The sequence below is a fragment of the Enterobacter sp. Li2LvB3 genome (assembly GCF_056156645.1).
On sequence record NZ_JBSICG010000032.1, the window covers coordinates 1 to 22865 of the forward strand.

At 54.0% G+C, this 22865-nt stretch carries 14 protein-coding genes; 13 read left to right on the forward strand and 1 reads right to left on the reverse strand.

The genetic code is table 11. The features are described from left to right. Positions 1–11164, forward strand: an 11164-nt coding sequence (locus tag ACS603_RS21090; RefSeq protein ID WP_474944889.1) for an Ig-like domain-containing protein, incomplete at its 5' end; no start/stop codon positions are given. Positions 11165–11213: 49 nt separating this feature from the next. Continuing rightward, positions 11214–13340, forward strand: coding sequence for a peptidase domain-containing ABC transporter (locus ACS603_RS21095; protein WP_474944890.1), 2127 nt, complete (start codon positions 11214–11216; stop codon positions 13338–13340). A gap of 40 nt (positions 13341–13380) precedes the next feature. Here ACS603_RS21095 and yjgA read toward each other — a convergent pair whose 3' ends face one another. After that, positions 13381–13932, reverse strand: a complete 552-nt coding sequence (gene yjgA / locus ACS603_RS21100; RefSeq protein ID WP_023334300.1) for a ribosome biogenesis factor YjgA — start codon at positions 13930–13932, stop codon at positions 13381–13383. Between the two features lie 95 nt (positions 13933–14027). Between yjgA and pmbA the strand changes: the two genes are divergently transcribed. The 11 genes from pmbA (at position 14028) to ACS603_RS21155 (ending at position 22846) form a co-directional block, all read left to right on the forward strand. After that, positions 14028–15380: a metalloprotease PmbA gene (pmbA, locus tag ACS603_RS21105; protein ID WP_182059376.1), complete on the forward strand. Its 1353-nt coding sequence runs from the start codon at positions 14028–14030 to the stop codon at positions 15378–15380. A 41-nt stretch (positions 15381–15421) separates the two neighbouring features. Continuing rightward, a complete protein-coding gene (gene cybC, locus ACS603_RS21110) occupies positions 15422–15808 on the forward strand; it encodes a cytochrome b562 (RefSeq protein WP_182059377.1) in 387 nt (128 codons plus the stop codon). Between the two features lie 320 nt (positions 15809–16128). Next, positions 16129–16467: a glycine dehydrogenase gene (locus tag ACS603_RS21115; protein WP_182059378.1), complete on the forward strand. Its 339-nt coding sequence runs from the start codon at positions 16129–16131 to the stop codon at positions 16465–16467. 10 nt (positions 16468–16477) lie between these two features. Beyond that, positions 16478–16840 (forward strand): SFCGS family glycine-rich protein, encoded by a 363-nt coding sequence (locus tag ACS603_RS21120; protein WP_014068671.1) that lies wholly within the window; start codon positions 16478–16480, stop codon positions 16838–16840. Between the two features lie 2 nt (positions 16841–16842). Beyond that, complete coding sequence (locus tag ACS603_RS21125) at positions 16843–17142, forward strand: DUF4312 family protein (protein ID WP_006810338.1); 300 nt, start codon at positions 16843–16845, stop codon at positions 17140–17142. A 22-nt stretch (positions 17143–17164) separates the two neighbouring features. Then, a complete protein-coding gene (locus tag ACS603_RS21130) occupies positions 17165–17941 on the forward strand; it encodes a DUF4311 domain-containing protein (protein WP_182059379.1) in 777 nt (258 codons plus the stop codon). A gap of 13 nt (positions 17942–17954) precedes the next feature. Next, on the forward strand, positions 17955–18596 hold the full coding sequence (locus ACS603_RS21135; RefSeq protein ID WP_182273539.1) for a DUF4310 family protein: 642 nt from the start codon (positions 17955–17957) through the stop codon (positions 18594–18596). 42 nt (positions 18597–18638) lie between these two features. Beyond that, on the forward strand, positions 18639–19772 hold the full coding sequence (locus ACS603_RS21140) for an amidohydrolase/deacetylase family metallohydrolase (protein ID WP_315687698.1): 1134 nt from the start codon (positions 18639–18641) through the stop codon (positions 19770–19772). Then, a complete protein-coding gene (locus tag ACS603_RS21145) occupies positions 19756–20874 on the forward strand; it encodes a DgaE family pyridoxal phosphate-dependent ammonia lyase (protein ID WP_446492018.1) in 1119 nt (372 codons plus the stop codon). Before ACS603_RS21140 ends, ACS603_RS21145 begins: the two co-directional genes overlap by 17 nt. Beyond that, positions 20871–21611: a 2-dehydro-3-deoxy-phosphogluconate aldolase gene (dagF, locus tag ACS603_RS21150; protein WP_166717730.1), complete on the forward strand. Its 741-nt coding sequence runs from the start codon at positions 20871–20873 to the stop codon at positions 21609–21611. Before ACS603_RS21145 ends, dagF begins: the two co-directional genes overlap by 4 nt. Positions 21612–21703: 92 nt before the next feature. Beyond that, positions 21704–22846 (forward strand): lactonase family protein, encoded by a 1143-nt coding sequence (locus ACS603_RS21155; RefSeq protein ID WP_474944891.1) that lies wholly within the window; start codon positions 21704–21706, stop codon positions 22844–22846. Positions 22847–22865 lie beyond the last annotated feature (19 nt).

Sequence of the window (22865 nt, forward strand, 5' to 3'; positions counted from 1 at the left end):
CAGCAGCAGTACGGATAACATCACCAACGACAGTACGCCGACCTTTACGCTGGGCAATATCGACGCCGACGTGACCGACGTGCAGGTGCTGATCAACGGTACCGCTTGTACCGTTCAGCAGGTTGGCGGGGTTTGGCAATTCACTGCCCCGGTGCTGACGGACGGTGACTATAGCGTGATTGTTAAAGTGACTGATGACGCGGGTAATACCCGGCAGTCGCCACCGTTATCCATTACGGTGGATACGGTCGTTGTCGCCCCGGTGATCACGCTCAGTGATGATACTGGCGTTTTAGGTGATAACCAGACTAACGTCGATACCCCGACCTTTGCGATCCGTACCGATGTGGACGTCGTGAGCGTTATGGTCAGTATTGACGGTGGCGCAGCGGTGCCTGCAACCTTGGACAGCGCCGGTCAATGGCGTATTACCTCGAGTAAACTGGTTGAAGGTAATCACAGTATCAGCGTGATGGTGACCGACAATGCGGGCAATACCTCATCCTCTTCGTTGACGTTTAATATCGATACCACCCTGTCGACGCCGACGGTTGATCTGGCTGACACGTCGGACAGCGGGATCAGCAACACTGACAACATTACCAATGACAATACGCCGGCCTTTAAGCTGGGGAATATCGATCCTGATGTCACTGACGTTCAGGTTATCCTCAACGGCACAGTCTACGATGCTCAACTGATGGACGGGGTGTGGATCTTTAATGCCCCAGTGCTGGCAGATGGTGATTACACGGTAGTGGTGAAAGCGATTGATGATGCCGGGAATGAGAGAAGTTCTTCTCCTATGACCGTCACTATCGATACCGACGTACAACCTGTCACGATTGCGCTTGATAAAAACTCTGATACGGGCTCCAGCGCAACGGACAATTACACGTCTGATACCACACCAACCTTTAATTTCAGCAACATCCCCGCAGATGTGGCGGGCATTACGCTGACGATTAACGGTAAACAGTACGCTATCGATCTAAGCAACGGCACCTCATTTACCCTTCCGGATGCCCTGCCGGATGGCAAATGGACGGCGACGGTCACCGTCGTGGATATTGCTGGTAACCAGGCGAGCAGCCAGCTCAACTTTACGATTGATACGGAGGTGGCTAAACCCACCATCGATCTGGTGGCCGGATCTGATTCTGGAGACAGCCAGACGGACGATTTGACCAATACCGCTAAACCTCAGTTCCGGTTAGGTGGTGTGGATGTTGATGACTGTGATTTCGTGACGATAGTTATCAGCAGCACCGACGGTAAATATCGGGAGAGCTGGACTGTTTCGGCGAAAGACTATGGAGAAGGGCTCTGGAACTGTCCGGTAAGCCTGAGTGATAGTAGCTATCAAATCACGGTGACCACCTCGGACCTTGCAGGTAATAAGCAGAGCTCCGATGCGCTGAATTTTGAGATCGACACCGTAACGTCAATTAACAGCGTTGTGCTGCTGGATGATACTGGCTCAAGCACAACGGATAACCTGACCAACGTTAACACGCCAGAATTCGCCATTTCCGCGCCGGATGATGTCACTCATGTGTCCATTCTGATTGACGGTAAAGTGGCAGGTTCTGCCATTAAACAGGCCGACGGTAAATGGCACTTTACGGCGGGCGAGCTGGCCGATGGGGCACACACGCTCTCGGTGACGGTCACCGACAAGGCGGGTAACATCAGCCAGCAGGAACTTGCGTTTACGGTTGATACAACGCTTTCTACTCCAACGTTGACGCTCACCGGGGAGAGTGATTCCGGCTACAGTAATTCCGATCACATCACTAACGATGTGCGTCCGACGTTCATTATTGGCAATGTTGACAGCGACGTAGTGAGTGTCACTCTGAATATCAACGGTCAGTCCTGGCCCGTCACGATTAAGGATGGCATTGGCGAATTTACCGTACCGGTGGATTTAGCCGATGGCGTCTGGCAGGCGGAGCTGATCGTCGTTGATAACGCGGGTAACACTCGTTCGAGCACCATGTCGATCACCATCGACACCGTCACCAGCGTGGATGCGATTGTTCTGCAGAGCGATACCGGCGTGCAGAATGACTGGATGACAAATGAGACGAAGCCGACCTTTGCGATAACGGCGCCTTCAGATGCCCAGACCGTTGTAGTGACCGTTGGAACCATGACGCAAAATGCGGTCTATCAGGATGGAAAATGGGTCATAACCTTACCTTCTGCGCTAAGCGATGGTGAGTATACTCTGCATGTAACGGTGACTGACAAAGCAGGCAACACCGCCGATCGCACGCAGAACTTCACCATTGATACGACGCTTGAACCGCTGACTGTGCAACTGACGGATGAAGACGATAGCGGAATTGTTGACGACAATATTACTAACGTCACAACGCCATCTTTCATCATGGGGAATATCCCAGAGGATGTGTATAGCATTGAGGTGATCCTGAATGGCGTCAAAACCACGTTAACGCCTCAGTCCGATGGTCGCTGGCTTTATACGCCGGATAGCGCGCTGGCGGAAGGGAATTACACCCTGCAGGCGGTGGTGATGGATAATGCCGGTAACCAAAGAACCACCTCATATGCCTTTACTGTTGATACCACCGTTGAGATCAGCAGTATCACCCTGACGACAGATACGGGGGATTCCTCGACAGACGATGTGACCAATGCCAGCCAGCCGGTATTCCGCGTCACGACCTCAGACGATGTGATAAGCGTCGTGGCGACCCTCAATGGCGTGCCGTGCACTGTTGTGAAAAATAGCGACGGTGAATGGACGGTGACCTCGTCGGTGCTGAGAACATCCGGTGAGTACACGCTAAATGTCACCGTACAGGACGTTGCCGGAAACGAAACCAGCAGCACCAAAACCATTACCTTTGATAATTCGCTCTCAATGCCCGTTGTGGCGTTTGCCGCAGGGGACGATACCGGATATGACGATGGCGATCATCTGACGGCAGACAATAAGCCCTCGTTTGTCATCACCAATGTCGATAGCGATGTCACGTATATCAGCGTTACGCTGAACGGCCGCACCACGCCATTAACCCAGGATGCAAAAGGTAACTGGATCTTTACGCCATCATCGACGCTGAGCGATGGGGACTACACCCTGACGGTTGATGTGCAGGATCTGGCGGGCAACACCCGACAGCAGAACTTTAGCTTTACGATCGATACCACGTTATCGACGCCGACCATTGATATGAATACGGCGTCTGATACCGGGGATCTGACGGATGATAATCTGACCTCCAATACCCGTCCGCAGTTTACGATTGGCAACGTGGATAGCGATATCTATTCGGTCGTGGTCACGCTGAATAATGTGGATTACACATTAACCAAAAACACGCAGGGGCAGTGGGCATTCCAGGCACCGACGCTCACTGATGGTATCTATACCCTGGAGGTGACGGTAACGGACAAAGCCGGAAACGTACGCTCGTCCAGCCTGGATTTTGAGGTTGATACGATCACCGCGATTGACAGCATCATTATGTCTGAAGATACCGGTTATTCCAGCGTCGACCATCTGACGAAAGATACGCAGCCATCTTTCGAAATCAATGTACCGGACGATGTTTCTCACGTTACGGTCACGCTGGATAACGGTACGGCGGTTGAGCTTGTTAAGAGCAACGGTAAATGGGTTTATTTCGTTGAGGGTGTCTTAGAGGATGGTTCGCACCAGCTGGTCGTTGAGGTGGTGGATAAAGCCGGTAACAAGGCGTCCGATACCTTTACCTTCGAGGTGGATACCACGCTTCATCCGGTGACGATCGATTTAGCCACAGCGGATGACTCCGGCTCCAGCCCGATGGACAACTACACCAATGTGACTCAGCCAACTTTTACCTTTGGCTCCATTGATAGCGACGCTTACAGCCTGGTTGTGACCCTTAACGGTAAGACTTACAACGTTGATTTGAGCAGCAAGCCAGTCAGCTTCACGCCGCCTGATGTGCTGGCTGACGGCACCTACACGATGTCAGCCGTCATTACAGATAAAGCGGGTAACGCGCAAGAGACGACGCTGTCGTTTACGATTGATACCCATACCTCAGTGGATGTGGACTTTGTGGTGGGTGACGATACGGGTTACTCCGATAGCGACAACATCACCAACAACAATGCGCCGAATTTTGAGGTGATCGTGCCTTCAGACGTTGAGTCGGTGACGGTTGTGCTGAATGGCGTCACGACTATCCTGACCCAGAATGAAACCGGGCGCTGGTTATACCAAACACCGTCACTGGTGGATGGTCACTATGACTTGCAAATCAACGTGGTGGATAAGGCCGGGAATACGGCATCAAAAACGCTCTCCTTTGAGGTCGATACCACGCTTAACACGCCGACTATCGATCTGGCGGACGTGAGCGATACTGGTACGTCGTCAAACGATAGCCTCACCAAAGACAACACACCGTATTTTGTCATTGGCAATATCGACAGCGACGCGCATAGCGTCACCGTCAGTATCAACAATAAAACCTATAACGCGAGCCTTAAAGACGGCGTCTGGGGGCTCCAGATCCCTGAGGCGGATGCCCTCGTTGACGGTGTATACACCGCGACTGTCCGGGTCGAGGACAACGCGGGTAACGTTAAAACCGCCTCCACAACCATCACCGTTGATACCTTCTGTCCGGCTCCGATCGTCGAGCTGGATGATGCGACCAACAGCGGCAGCACCGACGATAACATCACCAATATTACCCAGCCGGTGATCAACATCAGCGGTGAGCCGGCCGATATTGCCAGCGTTACGGTATCGATTGGTTCTCAGAGCTGGACCCTGGCGCCGGGAACCACGCAATGGATGGTCCCGGACGCGCTGCCAGATGGCTCTTACAATATCGTGGTTGCCTTTACGGATAATGCCGGTAACAAAGGAACAACGACCTATAACGTGGTTGTTGATACCGTTATTACGTCGCCGACCGTCGTGTTGCTTGATGACACGGGTAGCGATGCCCACGACAATCTGACCAATGTTGCAGCGCCGCGCTTCCAGATTTACGCGGCGGAAGATCTGGCGGCGGTCAGCGTCACCCTGAATGGACGCACAACGTCACTGGTGCAAAACGATAAAGGCCAATGGATTTATACGGCGGATACGCTGGCTGACGGCACCTGGACGTTAACCGTTGATATGTACGATCTGGCGGGGAACTACCACTCCGATACGCTGACGTTTACGATTGATACGCAGATCCCACAGCCGACGATAGATCTGGACAGCGCCAGCGATTCAGGCTCCAGCGATAGCGACAACCTGACGAACATCACCCAGCCGAAATTCATCATTTCTGGCATACCGGACGATGTGGATAGCGTGTCTGTCCAGATTGGCGGAGTGAAATATGCCGCAATCCAGGATGGAAACGGTGAATGGTCCGTGACCCCAGCGAAGCTGGCGGACGGGGATTATACGGCGACGGTAACGGTGACCGATAAAGCGGGGAATGCATCCTCAAATGCGATTGATTTCACTATCGATACCAAAATTGCGCTGTCGGTTGATATGCGAGCCACCTCCGATACCGGTGATTCGCAAACCGACAGGCTGACACACGATACCTCTCCGACCTTTGGCGGCGTGACCGATAAAGATGCGAAGCTCACTATTTCTGTGACCAATGACAAAGGCGAGGTGATTCAGACGCTGGACGTCATGCCAGTGGCAGATGGCACCTGGTCCGTGACGCTGGGCGATCTGGTGGACGGCAGCTATACCATTACGGTAACAGCAGTGGATCGCGCCGGAAACCAGGCGACCGCCAGCCAGAACTTTGAAATTGATACTATCGTCAGTGCGCCGGTTGTCGCACTCAGCGCCTCAGATCCGGAAAACTATCATGAGGCATTGAGCCTAACGCCAGAGTTCAGCGGTACTGCAGAGCCGGGATCGACGTTGAAAATTATGATTGATGGCGTAAGCGTAGGTAGCGTAACGACTGACAGCAATGGCTCTTGGGCATGGACCCCGCCGAGCGCGATGACCGCTGGCGATCATATTATTGGCGTCATTGCTACCGATAAAGCGGGCAACATCTCTGACAGAACCGATTTCACCTTTATCATTCCGTTGATTGACGTTGATCCACCGACGTTACAACTGCAGACCGACTCAGATAGCGGCGCAATTGGCGACTTCATCACGAACGATACCACGCCAACGCTGACCGGGATCTCACTGCCGGGGAATACGGTCACTATCTATATTGACGGTAAAGTCGCAGGCACTGCGCCGACGGATTCCACGGGGCGCTATAACTTCAACCTCCCGGAGATGGCTGAGGGAACCTATAGCATCGTGGTCAGTATTGTTAACCCGAACAATGGCGAAGAGGTGAAATCAAGTCCTGCCAGCCTGGTGGTTGATACGCATGTCGAACCGCTGACGTGGGATATCGCCGGGATGAACGAGGCGGGATATATTAATACCAGCTCCCCGACTGTTCACGGCACGTCTGAAGCTGGTGCGCGTATAGTGGTGATGGTTGATGGCAACGTTGTGGTGGAAACCGTGGCAGCCAGCGACGGGACCTGGCTTGCCTCAATGCCGAACGTTGGAAGTGACGGTGAACATGAACTCAGCTTTACCGTTACCGACGTCGCCGGTAACGCCACAGATTTTGGTCCTCAAACCTTTATCGTGGATACCTATATCACCCCGATAACGGTCGATCTGCGTGATGCGGATGATACGGGGTCAAGTGCGACGGACAACATTACCCGAAACACCCTCGTTCATCTCGACGGTAGCGCCGAGGCCAATGCGATCATCACCATCGCTAACGCGAAAGGCGAGATTCTGGCCACGGTAACCGCCGATGATAATGGCAACTGGAGCAGTGAAATCGCCCTGCAGGAAGGAAACCAAACCTTCATCGTGACGGAAACGGATATCGCGGGCAATACGGCGTCAAAGAGTATCGATATCACCTGCGATACGCAGAACAGTATTTCAGCCGTTGTGCTGAGCCGGGATTCCAACAGTGCGGATACCAATGATTCCATCACCAATGTGAATACACCAACGCTGACGGCGGCCACCGACCCGATGTCCAGCGTGGATATTTATGTCAATGGCGTTCTGATGGCGACGGTCACGGCGGATGCCGCTGGCTCAGTATCATGGACAATGCCGGAGAGTGCTGATGGCACCTATGCCGTTAAAATGGTGTCGACGGATACCGCCGGTAATATTGCCACCAGTGATACCGCAGTTGTGGTGATTGATACCGTTATCGACAGCTTTAGCGTTGATGCGCTGCCGGAACTGACCAATAAAACCGGTTTGAATGTCTCGGGAACCGGGGAGGTCGGCGCAACGGTCATGCTGTATCTGGATGGCGTTGCGGTAGGGCAAGGCACCGTCAACGCGGACGGAATCTGGGATATTCAGGTGATTCTCAGCAAAGATGGGGACTACACACTGACCACAACCATTACGGATGCGGCAGGCAATACCCTTAGCAGCGATCCGTTCCTCTTTACGCTGGACAGTAAAACGGACTACCCGACGATCAAGCTGGATGACGCCTCTAACTCAGGAAGCCTGAGCGATACCATCACCAATGATAATACCCCGTCTTTCCACGGCACGGCGGAAGCGGGTGCGACAGTGTCTATCCTGGTGAATGAGGTCGTTGTCGCCACGGTGACTGCGGATGCGCAGGGCCAGTGGACATGGCAATATCCTGCCACCTTTGCTGACGGTGAGTACTCTATCCGCGTGATCGCGGAAGATGCCGCAGGCAACACGGCGGACTCCGCGCGTATGCTGCTGACAGTGGATACCAGTACCTGGATTGAGGTGGATAAAATGACCACCGACTCAGGTTTTTATAATAACGACTATTATACGTCCAAAGTGATTCCAACGTTCCAGATTAACGGAGAAACGGGTCAACCCGTCGACGTGTACATTGACGGCAAATATGTTGAAACCATTACCATTACCGGGCGAAATTATCTATACACCGTCCCTGAAGCGCCTGGTGATGGTAAGCATACCATCCGCTTTGATATCAGCGACGCAGCGGGTAACACAGCTTCGACCGGGGAGCGGACATTCACGATCGATACGGTCAACAATACCGCTGTAACGCTGGATACAATCAACGGAGAAAGCATTGCGGACCATACTGTAAACGATACGATCTATATCAACGATCTCTCTGCGGGCGTTAAATTTAGCGGGACCGCTGAGGAAAATAGCTATGTCACTGTAACGATCAACGGAATGACAGTGAGTCAGGTCTGGGTAAACGACCAGGGGGGCTGGAGCGTGAACATTAACTCGCTGCTTCTCTCTGACGGTAACTGGAACGTCAAGGTGACATCACAGGATAAGGCCGGGAACTCCACTTCCTCAACGTTCTCGATTGTGGTCGATACGTCAATCAGCCAGTTCACCGCGAATGTGCAGGATGATAAAGATAGCTCTATTGATAAATGGACCGTCAATAGCCGAACGCCAACTTTCAACGGCGTGGGTGAAGCGGGCGCTACCGTTACCTTACTGGTAGCCGGAATGGTCGTGGCGACAACCACGGTGGCCGCCGACGGCACCTGGAGCATCACCACAGATCAACTGTCCGAAGGCAATAATGCGTTAACGTTCAAAATTGAGGATCCGGCAGGCAACACCCAGGAGATCCAGCACGACCTGCTGGTGGATAGCGTTGTGCCAACCGTGCCAACGATAGAGATTTCAACATGGAACAGTGAAGGTAGCCTGTGGATCCTTTCAGGTCATGCTGAAGCCGGTACCACGGTGGTGATCAAGGACGAAGCGGGCAATATCCTCAACACGGTGACCGTAAGCAGCTCTGGTTCCTGGAGTACGGCAATAAGCTACCCGGATGGTGGTAAGATCACCGTTCAGGCGCAGGATAGCGCGACCAATATCAGCGATCCGGTGGCGCTGGACGTGATGTTCACTACCCCTGTCATTGCCCTTGATACCGCTTCGGATAGTGGTCTGGTGGGTGACAGTCTGACGAATGACTCGACGCCGACCTTTGTTCTGAGCAACGTTGAGAAAGATGTGGTTTCTCTCAGCGTGACCATCAATGGCAAGACGGTGCAGGCGACTCAGGTTTCGACAGGCGTCTGGTCTGTCACCTGGACAGAACCTCTGGTTGACGGTCTGACAAACGTGCAGATTAAGGCAACGGATGGCGCCGGAAACACCGCGAGCCAGTCCTGGAGCTTTACCGTAGATACTTTCATCAGTGCGGCAACGATCGTGCTCAATGCTGACAGCGATACCGGTGTGGTGGGTGACAATATTACTCAAAACCCTACGCCGGGCTTTACCCTGGGAAATATCGACGCTGACGTAACGAAGGTCGAAGTCACGCTTAATGGCGTAACGTCTGTTGTGGTCAAAGATGAGGAGGGCAACTGGATTTATACCCCAGATTCCGCGCTGACAGACGGCAAGTGGACGTTGGATGTGAAGGTTACCGATGCGGCGGGCAACACCGCCCACTCTTCCCTGGACTTCACGATCGATACGGGCATCAACACCCCTGTGGTGACGCTGGATGCGCAGAGCGATACTGGTGTGACAGGGGATAACCTCTCTTCTAACCCGCAGCCGGGATTTGTCTTCACCAATATCGACGCCGATGTGGTGAGCGTGCAGGTCACGTTGAACGGTAAAACCTATAACGCGGTGAAAGGAGACACCGGCAGCTGGACGTTCACGCCAGATACGGCGCTGCCGGACGGTAAGTGGACGCTGGATGTGAACGTCACCGATACGGCGGGCAATACCGCCAGTTCATCGCTGGACTTTACCATCGACACCACCATCAGTACGCCAGTGGTGTCGATGGATGCGGGAAGCGACACCGGTGTGGCAGGGGATAACATCACCTCCAACGCGCAGCCAGCGTTTATTCTCAGCAACATTGATGCCGATGCTACCCAGGTACAGGTCACCGTGAACGGCAAAACCTACGATGCGGAGAAAGGCGAGTCGGGCGACTGGACGTTCACCCCGGAAACGGCACTGCCTGACGGCCAGTGGACGCTGGATGTGAGAGTCACCGATGCGGCGGGCAACACCGCCCATTCTTCACTGGACTTCACCATCGACACCACCATCAGTACGCCGGTAGTGACGATGGATGCGGGAAGCGACACCGGTGTGGCGGGGGATAACATCACCTCCAACACGCAGCCAGCGTTTATTCTCAGCGACATTGATGCCGACGTCACCCGGGTGCAGGTTACCCTGGATGGTAATACGTACGATGCGGTGAAAGATGAGTCGGGCAACTGGACGTTTACCCCGGATTCGCCGCTGGCGGAAGGTCACTGGACGCTGGAGGTGAACGTCACCGATACGGCAGGTAATACGGCCAGCCAGTCGGTTGATTTTACCGTCGATAATCACATCGAAACCTTCGATGTCACTTTCGCCAGTAATAGTGGTCAGGAAGAGAGCTGGATCAGCGATGATTCCACACTATCGTTTACCGGTCATGGCGAAGCAGGAGCGGATATTACCGTCAAGCTGGATAACGGTGATGAAGTCACGACCCGGGTGAACCAGGAGGGGAACTGGAACATTGACATTGAGAATGTCGACAAGGGAACCCATGAGCTGGTCTTTACCATTACCGACCAGGCAGGCAATACCAGTTCGTATGCCCATAGTGTTGATGTGGAGACGGATACGCCAGCCCTGTTGCAGAGCGTTCGCTATACCGAAGCGCAGGATCCGGCACCGATCGAGGTGGAATCATCCCATCCGGTGTTCGAATTCAGCCTTGATGCGGATGTCACACATGCCAGCGTCGAGCTGGACGGTACGGTCTATTCGCTGACGCCGGCAGATTCCGGTCCAACGGTGTTTGAGGTACCGGTCGCGCTGGAGGAGGGCCCACACACCCTGGTGCTGCAAACCAAAGACAACGCGGGGAATAGTGAGCGTCAGGAGGTGCCGTTTACGGTGGATACCAGTTCTGGCAGCGTTATCGCCAGTATGGATGAGCAGAGCCAGAACCACGATGACTCGCCACAATCCGCTGCTGACGCCGAAACCTCGCATCAGGCTGCCAGCTTCGCTGCAGAGGTGATGAGCATCACGCCTTCGGTTGAAGAGCAGCACGACGATCAGTCTCAGCATCAATAATCAACGTCCCCCCGGTCGGCAACGATCGGGGGGTTGAGTAAAGATATCCATGAATGATTTCACGTTATATGATTTAGGTCTTGCGGGCGTGATGCGCTATATTGCAAAAAATCATGATTCCCGCATTGAGATAGACGAAAAGAAGATCCCAGTAAACCTCTCTCGTTATGATAAAAACGAGCCTGCGCACGAAGTGCAGATCAAAAACTATTTTCTGTCGTTAGGTCTGGTGATCCACGAGGTGAAATTCTCCCGACCCGAGGATCTGCTTAACGAGAATATGCCGTTGATCATGCTGACATCAGCTATGCAATGGATGGTGTGTGTCGGCTGCCAGGAAGGCGGATTGCAGCTGGTTTCGCGCAACAATGAGTTTGGCGTCATTGAGTGCGAATCCGATCATTTGAATGAAATTTCCGTTTTTCTTATTCAGCCGCTGAGCGGTATGAGTGAGTCTATTCGTATTGGCGAAATACTGAAAACAGGGCTGCGAAATAATAAAATTTTTTACAGTAAATATTTTTTCACTTCGCTGTTTATGGCACTTTTTGCGCTGACGATCCCAGTATTCAGTAACCTGTATTACGATAAGCTGGTGCCTGGTTCGTCTGCAGCCTCATTGTTCGGTGTCACTGCAATTGTCGTGGTCTTTATTATCTTTGAATTTTTACTCCGTTCATCAAAAGATATTTACCAGTCAATTGTTTCAAGGCAGGAGGATGTTAACGTTGATGTTTCCTTTGTCGAGTCGTTGATTTATAACACCACCAAAACAAGTTCAATGTCCTCAGTCTTCATTCTCTGGACCGAGTTTCAAAAGATTAAGCCGGTACTGTTGAACTCCGTTTTCCAGCGTCTGTCTGATATTCCTGTTTTTATTATTTTCAGCATTATTATTTATGTGAACCTCGGTATGCTGGTGTTGATCCCGGTGACGCTAATGGCGCTATCGCTGGTACTCGCCTGGGCGAACTATAAATATACTGAAATCCTTATGGATAAAATGAAGGAGAGCCAGTCTAACCGTAACGTGTTCATTACGGAACTGCTGTACTCATTGAGAACAATCCACACGCTGAATAACAGAAACTTAATGCTGGACTGGGTCAATAGCAGTAACAACCAGTCATGGCTCAGTCTGAAAATTCGTAAAGCGAGCGTCTATTACCAGTCAGCGCTTGGTGCAATGTCGAATTTGAACCAAATTCTGCTGATGGTGTTTGCTTTCTTCCTGGTGATTAAAGGCGAAATCACCACCGGGGCAATCATCTCCTCAGTCATCGTATCCGGACGTATGTCCGGGATTATTTCCGGGCTGGCTTCAACCCTTTCAACGATTTTCACCACCAATAAAAGCATCTCCGATTTAATGAAGATGTTTGTGTCAGAGCAGCAGGAACAAAAACTTCTGCAGTCCGTCGTAAATCTGCAGGGAGATATAGCCTTGCGGGCGGTGAATTATCAGTACGATCCGCAGTTGCCAAAAGCGCTCGACAATATCAGCCTGGATATTCCTAAAGGGCAGAGGGTGGCGATCGTTGGCGAATGCGGTTCGGGCAAAAGTTCTCTGGTTTCGCTGCTTTCTGGCTACTGCCCCCCGACGGAGGGTAGCATAATGTATGACGGTTATAACTCTCGCCACCTGGCGCAGAATTTTTTTTGCCGTTTCATTAGTATGGTGACCAACCAGGACACGCTTTTTACGGGCAGTATTGAAAGCAATTTTTCCTTAAAAGAGTGCAATAACCGCAAGCGGGTGATTGAGTCGCTTCAGGTGACCAACTGTGGATTCGTTTTGCAGCATCCGATGGGGCTGCGTTATCCGGTGAGTTTTATGGCGCGAAACCTCTCTTCCGGACAAAACCAGCAGCTACTGCTTGCCAGAAGCCTGAGCAGCGAGGCGGAAATTTACCTCTGGGATGAACCCACCTCCAGTATGGACGAAGTGACGGAGCAACGTATTTTTGAACATCTCGATCATTTCATCCAGAACAAAACATTGATTATGGTGACGCATCGTCGCTATCTGCTGAAATATTTCGACCGGGTGCTGGTGATGAAAGGGGGGAAAATCATCCGTGATTGCGCGCCAGATAAATTACCGGGAATGGCAAAACCTGAACAGCCCGCGAAGGCTGTTCGGGTGACCGTCGGTGGTACTGCGGCGGCGAGTTAAACCGCCCCAGGGGAACGCGCAAAGGTCATTTGCGCGTGCCTTACTCTTCGTTCTCAGACAGCTCGCGCAGATACTGGAAAATCAGGCGCGCAGACTTCGGCGGCTTATTCCCTTCTTTCTCTTTCTTCGCATTGCGGATCAAAGAACGCAGTTGCTGGCGATCGGCGTCTGGCCACAGATTTAAGACTTCCGGTACCGCGTCATCGCCCTGTTCAATCAGGCGGTCGCGGATCTGCTCAAGCTTATGGAAAAACGCAACCTGCTGGTTATGGCGGTTCTTGAGCTTGTCCAGAGCCTGGCGAATCGGATCAACGTCGCGCTGACGCAACATTTTACCGATAAGCTGAAGCTGGCGGCGACGGCCTTCTTTTTTGATTTTCTGTGCCAGTTCAATGGCATCGCGCAGATCCTGGTCGAGCGGGATCTTATCCAGCGCGTTTTTACCCAGTTCTACCATTTCCGCGCCAAGCTGTTTTAACTCTTCGGCGTCGCGTTTAATTTCACTTTTACTGACCCAGATGATCTCATCATCTTCGTCTTCGATGTCATCACCGGGAACGTCGTCGAGCCAGTCTTCGGGCTGCTTAGTCATGTCAGGCTCCTTAAAAAAAGAGGCTAATGTTACCAGTTAAGACGCGCACTGAAAAACGGTTCTCTGATAGACTTCACTTAACTCTCTCTTACAGTATGGCATTTGCGATGAAAGTAACCTCACAAGTTGAAGCGCAGCGTAAGATTCTGGAAGAAGCAGTCTCCACAGCGCTGGCGCTGGCTTCAGGTAAATCAGATGGCGCCGAAGTGGCGGTAAGCAAAACCACCGGCATTAGCGTAAGTACTCGCTATGGCGAAGTGGAAAATGTTGAATTTAACAGCGATGGCGCACTGGGGATCACGGTTTATCACCAGAATCGCAAAGGTAGCGCGTCATCGACCGACCTCAGCCCGGATGCCATTGCCCGTACGGTGCAGGCCGCGCTGGACATTGCGCGTTATACCTCGCCCGATCCTTACGCAGGCGTTGCTGATAAAGAGCTGCTGGCGTTCGACGCACCGGATCTGGACCTGTTCCACCCGGCGGAAGTCACCCCGGATGAGGCCATCGAACTGGCTGCACGTGCAGAACAGGCGTCTCTGCAAGCAGATAAACGCATCACTAATACCGAAGGCGGCAGCTTTAACAGCCACTACGGCATCAAAGTTTTCGGCAACAGCCACGGCATGTTGCAGGGCTATTGCTCAACCCGCCATTCGCTCTCAAGCTGCGTCATTGCCGAAGAGAACGGCGATATGGAGCGTGATTACGCCTACACCATTGGCCGCGCGCTCGGTGATTTACAGTCTCCTGAGTGGGTCGGTGCCGAGTGTGCGCAGCGTACTTTGTCGCGTCTGTCTCCGCGTAAACTCTCCACCATGAAAGCGCCGGTTATTTTTGCCAACGAAGTGGCTACCGGTCTGTTTGGTCACCTGGTGGGGGCAATTGCTGGCGGTTCGGTTTACCGTAAGTCCACGTTCCTGCTGGATTCACTCGGCAAACAGATCCTGCCGGAATGGCTGACCATTGAAGAGCATCCGCATCTGCTGAAAGGACTGGCCTCCACGCCGTTCGACAGCGAAGGTGTGCGCACTGAACGCCGCGATATCATCAAAGACGGCGTTCTGACCCAGTGGCTGCTGACCAACTACTCTGCGCGCAAGCTGGGGCTGAAAAGCACCGGTCACGCGGGCGGCATCCACAACTGGCGCATTGCCGGACAGGGCCTGAACTTTGAGCAGATGTTGAAAGAGATGGGTACAGGTCTGGTGGTCACCGAGCTGATGGGGCAGGGCGTGAGCGGCATCACCGGGGATTACTCTCGCGGTGCGGCAGGCTTCTGGGTTGAAAACGGTGAAATTCAGTATCCGGTGAGCGAAATTACCATCGCCGGCAACCTGAAGGATATGTGGCGCAATATTGTTACTGTCGGTAACGATATTGAAACACGTAGCAATATACAGTGTGGTTCAGTGCTACTGCCGGAAATGAAAATCGCCGGTCAGTAATACCCGTAAAGGCGTTTTAATAATAAAAAAGGAAGTGAGCAATGCGTAAACATCTGTTGGCGATCGTCGCGGCTTCAACGTTGGTTCTTGGCTCAACTGCGTTTGCTGCCGATCTTGAAGAAGATATGGGCATCCTCGGTACCAATCTGAAAGTGGTGCAGAAAACCGATAATGCGTCCGAAATGAAAGATGCATTAACCAAAATGCGTGAAGCGGCTCTGGATGCGCAGAAAGCGACGCCAGCGAAGCTGGAAAGCAAAGCGGCAGACAGCGCAGAAATGAAAGATTACCGCCACGGTTTTGATATCCTGGTCGGCCAGATTGACGGTGCGCTGAAACTGGCGAACGAAGGTAAAGTGAAAGAGGCGAAGGCGGCGGCTGAGCAGTTCGTGACGACCCGCAACACTTATCACAAAAAATACCGCTAACAGACTCAGCATCTGACGCAACAGCAAGGCGAGGGCGTACTGCTCTCGCTTTTTTTATGCATCGTAATAAGTAAACCCTATCTCTGTCACATTTCTGCGACTCCCCCACCCGTTGTTTTCGTGTTCTGCCCTGCCGTTTTGTTGATTGGTTATGTGATGTTCCTCACGTAAAACCAGCGAATTGTCATCATTCAGCGCATTTATGTGGCACAGATCACTGCCGCCGCCCGCCTTTCCACTTCGAAGTGGAAAACAACTCGCTACAAACAATTAACGGCCAACGTTAGTTTTATCTCAGAGACATTAACGGGGTAAGACGAGTGATTAACGGAGCGGTAATGAACGACGTTGGAGACCAGGCGGTACAAACAGAGCAGCTCGCGACCACCATGCTTGAGCAGGTTTATGCCCTGTTGGCCCGGCACAACATCATCCCCAATGCAGTACAGGAACAGATGCTGACTTCACACGTTCGCGCCATGGCGCACCGGTCTGTGACCGGCGAGCCGCTGCCGGAAGTCGAAGCGGAATTGTTCGACGAAATTTCACCCGATTCAATGCGACTTGCCCGCGAAGTGGTGGCGCAGTTTGGCAACCTTCCTGATGAAGAAGCCTGGCTGCTCTCCGTTCACTTTGAAGTCGCAAAAGACAACCTTTAAGGAGCAACACATGGAACAAATTACAGTCGTGATTGGCGATCGCCTGGGTAAAGGTCAGAAAGTAGCTGCCGGTATCGAAAAAGCAGGTGGACGCGCGGTGGTTGTGCCGGGTATGGCAGCGGATATGAAGCTGGGTGACGTGATGAAAGCGGAAAACGCCACCTTCGGCATCTCCTTCTGCGGCAGCGGTGGCGCGGGCGCAATTACCGCCCAAACCAAATATGGCTACAAAGCAAAATACGGTATGCGTTCAGTGGAAGAGGGCGTAACCGCCATCAATGAAGGCTGCAATGTACTCGGCTTTGGCTTTATGGATAAAGAAGAGCTGGGCGAGCGTCTGGTACAGGCGTGGCAGAAGAAGCACGGCGCGTAAGCATGAAAGAACAATTCACAACCACGGTGAGAGTGAAGGGAAAAGGCGATGCCAAAGCGCGCGCCTTTGCCGATGCACTTAACCACGTTCAGGCCGCGGTGATGAAAGCCTCACCGCATATCTTACTGCGTATTGAGCCACAGGATGTGCAAGTCGTTCAGGCGCAAGAAGCGGTGCGAAAAGAGGCATTTCTGTTCTTCTTTTTGCGCCGGGAAAGACGCACCTACAGCGTGGAGCTGGATGTGACTGTCAACGTGACCGCCATCAATCTCGACCAGGTGGATTTCGTCACGCAACGCTGATTATTCATAAAAGGGCAGACTGATGTTCTTAATTATATTAATAAAATCGCTCATCATTGGCGGCCTGGTTGGCGTCGGTGTGGGGGCCGGGGCTGCACGCATGTTTCATGCGCCTACCACTCAGGGTATGGGCGCGTTTCGTACGTTGGGGGAACTGAACTCCTGTGAAGGGGATCCGGCTTCTCACTTCTCCTTTGGGTTAGGCTTCTTCTTTAACGCCTGGGCCTCTTCCGTGGCCGCAGGTGCATTCACTCAGGACGTTGACCACCGCATTATCCCGAACTGGGGCGCGGCGGCGCTGATGATCAAAAACCGTAATGTCGGTGAAACACTCCACGACCCACGCAAAATGGCGATTGCCTGCGGCGTGATCGGCATGATCGTCGTGACCTTCCTTAACCTTACCGCCTCTTCCGTTCCGGCTGCGCTCCAGGTGACCGCCGTTAAGGTGCTGGTACCGGCAGCCAACCTGCTGGTGAACACCGTGATGCCGGTGATTTTCTGGCTGGCGGCTATCGACGCGGGCAAAAAATCTGGCTTCTGGGCTACCGTGTTTGGCGGCGCAGCGCAGCTGATTATGGGGAACGCCGTGCCGGGTCTGGTGCTGGGTATCCTGATTGGTAAAGGCGTTGAAGAGAGCGGCTGGAACCACGTCACCAAAGTGATGATGGTCGCCATCGTGGCGCTGTTTGTCCTGAGCGGCTTCTTCCGCGGCTTCGACATGAAGATGATCGAATCCTTCCATCTGACCGTGCCGAACTGGCTCGACATGATCCACAACTCGCTCAGCGGTAAATAACAGGAGCCTCTACATGGAACAGAATAAAGGTTTTTGGTATGCCGACTGGTCGTTCCCGATTTTCGTTGGCCTGCTCTCTTCCGGCGTGTTCGCCGGGACGCACATGTACTACCTGTATGGCATTGGCGCGTTTAACGAAGTGGCCTTCGTGGCGATGCTGAAAGCGGGTATCGATACCGGCGTGTACGGCGCGGTGGCGGCGTTTGGCGCAAGCTTCCTGTTCGCGCGCATCATCGAAGGGTCTCTGGTCGGTATTCTCGATATCGGCGGTGCCATCCAGACCGGCGTGGGCCTTGGTGTGCCCGCGTTGCTGCTGGGTGCGGGCATTATGTTCCCGGTGACCAACTTCATTGCCGCGCTGATTACCGGCCTGGTGATTGGTCTGGCGATTGGTTACGTCATCATCCTGGCGCGTAAATTCACCATCAATCAGAGCAACTCCACCTACGGGGCTGACGTGATGATGGGCGCGGGTAACGCTTCCGGCCGCTTCCTCGGCCCGTTGATTATCCTCAGCGCCATGACCGCTTCGATCCCTATCGGTATCGGTTCACTGGCCGGTGCGCTGCTGTTCTACCTCTGGCAGAAGCCGATTACCGGTGGCGCTATCCTCGGTGCGATGATCTTAGGCTGGCTGTTCCCGGTCGCCCTTTAATACCTGCGGGCGCTCCGGCGCCCGTCTTATCAGGAGAACCCCATGTTTGATTTACTCCTGCGCCGTGCGCGCCTTACCGACGATACCCTGACCGATATCGCCATTCAGGACGGGAAAATCGCGGCGCTTGGCGAGATTGACGCCCCCGCCCGTAAAACGGTTGAGCTTAATGGCGAAGTGTTCGTCAGCGCAGGCTGGATTGACTCCCACGTTCACTGCTACCCGAATTCCCCGATTTACCACGACGAACCGGACAGCGTCGGCATCGCTACCGGCGTGACCTCCGTGGTGGATGCAGGCAGCACCGGCGCGGATGACGTGGACGATTTTTACGCCATCACCCGCAAAGCCTCAACTGAAGTCTTTGCCCTGCTGAATATCTCCCGCGTGGGGCTGATTGCCCAGAACGAACTGGCCAATATGGCCAATATTGACGCGGATGCCGTGAAGCAGGCTGTTAAACGCCACCCTGACTTTATCGTCGGCCTGAAAGCGCGGATGAGCAGCAGCGTGGTCGGCGAGAACGGCATTACGCCACTGGAGCGCGCGAAAACCATTCAGAAAGAGAACGGCGACCTGCCGTTGATGGTGCACATTGGCAACAACCCGCCAAATCTCGACGAAATCGCTGAACTGCTGAGTTCCGGCGACATCATTACCCACTGCTACAACGGCAAACCGAACCGCATTCTGACCCCATCCGGCGAGCTGCGCGCGTCCATCACCAGCGCCCTGAAACGCGGCGTGCGTCTGGACGTGGGCCACGGCACGGCGAGCTTTAGCTTTGAGGTGGCGAAACGCGCCATCGCGATGGGCATTCTGCCGCACACCATCAGCTCGGATATTTACTGCCGCAACCGCATTAATGGCCCGGTCGGGTCGCTGGCGAGCGTGATGTCGAAATTCCTCGCCATCGGTATGTCGTTGCCGCAGGTGATTGAGTGCGTGACCGCAAATGCCGCTGACGGCCTGCGTCTGACGCGCAAAGGGCGCATCCAGCCAGGGCTCGACGCTGACCTGACGCTGTTCACCATTAAGCGCCAGCCAACGGTATTAACCGATGCCGAAAACGACAGCCTTCAGGCTGAACACATTCTGGTGCCGCTTGCCGCGATCCGCGCGGGCAAGGGCTACATGACCGAACAAGGGAGCACGGAACATGCCTTCGATTTATGAGAAGTACAATTTAAAACAGGTCATCAACACCTCTGGCCGCATGACGGCGCTGGGTGTTTCAACGCCACGCCCGGAAGTGGTGCAGGCGGCGATGGACGGGATGAACCAGTACTTCGAAATGAAAGATCTGGTGAACAAAACCGGTGAATACATTGCGGATCTGCTGGATGTGGAAGGGGCGACCGTTGTCTCTTGCGCCTCAGCGGGCATTGCCCAGTCCGTGGCGGCGGTGCTGGTGAAAGACAGCGACTGGCTGCTGGAAAACCTGCACGTCACCCCGATTGAGAACAACGAAATCGTGCTGCCGAAAGGCCACAACGTTAACTTTGGCGCGCCGGTCGGCACCATGGTGGCGCTGGGCGGCGGCAAGCTGGTGGAAGCGGGTTATGCCAACGAATGTTCTGCCGATCAGCTGGCGGCAGCCATCACTCCGCGCACGGCGGCGATCCTGTACATCAAGTCTCACCACTGCGTGCAGAAAAGTATGCTCAGCGTAGAGCAGGCGGCAGTGGTGGCGCGTAAACACGGCCTGCCGCTGATTGTGGATGCGGCAGCGGAAGAAGATCTGCACGTTTACTACCGTTCCGGCGCGGATCTGGTTATTTACAGCGGTGCGAAGGCGATCGAAGGGCCAACGAGCGGTCTGGTGATCGGCAAAACACAGTATGTTGAGTGGGTGAAACGACAGACGGCGGGTATTGGCCGTGCGATGAAGGTGGGTAAAGAGGGTATTCTTGGCCTGACCTGCGCCATCGAACACTACCTGACCGCGACCAAAGAGAGCGGTGCCGAGATGGTGGCCAAGATGACGCCGTTTATCGACGCGCTGAACACCCTTAACGGCGTCACCGCTCGCGTGGTCTGGGACAGCGCCGGTCGCGATATCGCGCGCGCTGAAATCAAGTTTGACGAAGCCACCACCGGCATGGGCACCGGCGAGCTGGTTAACCGCCTGAAGCAGGGCGAATATGCGATTTATTTCCGTGGCTACAAAGCCAACGAAGGGATTATCGAAGCGGACGTGCGCAGCGTGAACGCAGAGCAGCTAAACATTGTGTACCGCCGCATTGGCGAAGTATTAGGACAGGAGAAACACGCATGAAACTGACCCCCAACTTTTACCGTGACCGTGTCTGCCTGAACGTGCTGGCGGGTTCAAAAGCTAATGCCAGCGCCATTTACGAAGCGGCAGAAGGCCATGTGCTGGTGGGCGTGCTCTCCAAAAATTACCCGGACGTGGCAAGCGCGGTGGCCGATATGCGTGAATACGCGCAACTGATTGATAACGCGCTCTCTGTTGGCCTGGGCGCGGGCGATCCGAACCAGTCGGCGATGGTGAGTGAAATCTCCCGTCAGGTACAACCGCAGCACGTGAACCAGGTCTTTACCGGCGTGGCGACCAGCCGCGCGCTGCTGGGGCAAAATGAATCTGTGGTCAACGGTCTTGTATCGCCAACCGGCACTGTCGGCATGGTCAAAATCTCCACCGGCCCGCTGAGCAGCGCGGCACCGGACGGTATCGTGCCGGTAGAAACGGCGATTGCCCTGCTGAAAGATTTTGGCGGCAGCTCCATTAAGTATTTCCCGATGGGCGGCCTGAAGTGCCGTGATGAGTACAAAGCGGTAGCGGAAGCCTGCGCCCGCCACGACTTCTGGCTGGAGCCAACCGGCGGTATCGATCTGGAAAATTATGAGGAGATTTTGCAGATTGCGCTGGACGCCGGCGTGAGCAAAATCATCCCGCATATCTACAGCTCTATTATCGACAAAGCCAGCGGCGACACGCGCCCGGAAGATGTGCGTACTCTGCTTGAGATGACGAAAAAACTGGTTAAGTAATCCCAGCCCCTCCCCCAACGTTTTACTCCCTCTCCCTTTGGGAGAGGGCTGGGGTGAGGGGAAACACACCATACAAACCCGAAGGAGCCACCATGCACACCCGTAGCCTGCTTGTCGCTTCACTCTCAGTGCTCGCCACCGCCGCCATCGCCCAGCCGCAATACGCCTGGGTGGGAACCTACAACCCCAACGGCGAAGGGCTATACCGCTTTACCGTTGACCCGCAAACCGGGGCGCTCGCCAACAAAACGCTGGTCAGCAAACTGCCCAATGCAGCGCAGCTCACCGTCTCGCACGATGGCAAAACGCTGTACGTGGCAAGCGAAGTGGAGCAGGGCGTGGTGCAGGCATTACGCGTGGGGGATAACGGTGCGGTAAGCGAATTAAATCAGGTGGCTTCCGGTGGGGCTGGCCCGGTTTATCTCTCTTTAACGCCCAATGGCCGTCATCTGCTGGTGGCAAACTATGTGAGTGGCTCCATCGCCGTGTTGCCCGTGAAAGCGGATGGCAGCCTGGGCGACGCATCGGACACCCATCAGGATCAGGGTGAGCCAGGGGCGGCAAAACCGGAAGCCGCTGCGGAGGGGAGTTTTGCGGTAAGCGATCATAATGGCCCACATGCGCACATGATCGCCGCCGATCCTCGCGGGAAGTATGTCTTTTCCACCGATCTGGGGCTGGATCGTATCTACCAGTACCGTTTTGACGATCAAAGCGGAAAGCTGACGCCGAACGATCCACCGTTTATCAGCGCCTCCTCAAAAGGTGCCGGGCCGCGCCACTTCGTCTTTACGCCAAAAGGTGATGCCCTGTGGCTGATTAACGAAGAGGCGTCTACGCTGACCCATTATGTCGTGAATGCAAATGGCACCCTGAAAGAGGGCAAAACGCTTTCGGCGTTGCCCGCAGGCTATAAAGGCACCAGTTTTGCTGCCGGGCTGGTGTTAAGCGCAGACGGTAAACAGCTGTATGTGGCTAACCGTTTGCATAACAGCATCGGGCACTTTACCGTAACAGCTGATGGCACGCTGACGCATCAGGACGATGTCTGGACGCGTGGTGATTACCCGCGCTCGCTGACGCTGGATAAACAAGGGCGCTGGCTATACGTCATGAACCAGCGCAGCGACAACATCACCCGATACCGCGTAGCGGAAGACGGCAAACTCAGCTTCGAACCGGACTATACGCCGGTTGGCAGCCCATCCCAGATGGTTATTTCACCTTCTCCCTGAGCCGTAAGAGGACAACGAC

What these genes read in the sequence shown, in the direction of transcription:
- ACS603_RS21095 (WP_474944890.1), top strand. Translation starts at nt 11,214, where the DNA reads ATGAATGATTTCACGTTATATGATTTAGGTCTTGCGGGCGTGATGCGC.
- yjgA (WP_023334300.1), bottom strand. Translation starts at nt 13,932, where the DNA reads ATGACTAAGCAGCCCGAAGACTGGCTCGACGACGTTCCCGGTGATGAC.
- pmbA (WP_182059376.1), top strand. Translation starts at nt 14,028, where the DNA reads ATGGCATTTGCGATGAAAGTAACCTCACAAGTTGAAGCGCAGCGTAAG.
- cybC (WP_182059377.1), top strand. Translation starts at nt 15,422, where the DNA reads ATGCGTAAACATCTGTTGGCGATCGTCGCGGCTTCAACGTTGGTTCTT.
- ACS603_RS21120 (WP_014068671.1), top strand. Translation starts at nt 16,478, where the DNA reads ATGGAACAAATTACAGTCGTGATTGGCGATCGCCTGGGTAAAGGTCAG.
- ACS603_RS21125 (WP_006810338.1), top strand. Translation starts at nt 16,843, where the DNA reads ATGAAAGAACAATTCACAACCACGGTGAGAGTGAAGGGAAAAGGCGAT.
- ACS603_RS21130 (WP_182059379.1), top strand. Translation starts at nt 17,165, where the DNA reads ATGTTCTTAATTATATTAATAAAATCGCTCATCATTGGCGGCCTGGTT.
- ACS603_RS21135 (WP_182273539.1), top strand. Translation starts at nt 17,955, where the DNA reads ATGGAACAGAATAAAGGTTTTTGGTATGCCGACTGGTCGTTCCCGATT.
- ACS603_RS21140 (WP_315687698.1), top strand. Translation starts at nt 18,639, where the DNA reads ATGTTTGATTTACTCCTGCGCCGTGCGCGCCTTACCGACGATACCCTG.
- ACS603_RS21145 (WP_446492018.1), top strand. Translation starts at nt 19,756, where the DNA reads ATGCCTTCGATTTATGAGAAGTACAATTTAAAACAGGTCATCAACACC.
- dagF (WP_166717730.1), top strand. Translation starts at nt 20,871, where the DNA reads ATGAAACTGACCCCCAACTTTTACCGTGACCGTGTCTGCCTGAACGTG.
- ACS603_RS21155 (WP_474944891.1), top strand. Translation starts at nt 21,704, where the DNA reads ATGCACACCCGTAGCCTGCTTGTCGCTTCACTCTCAGTGCTCGCCACC.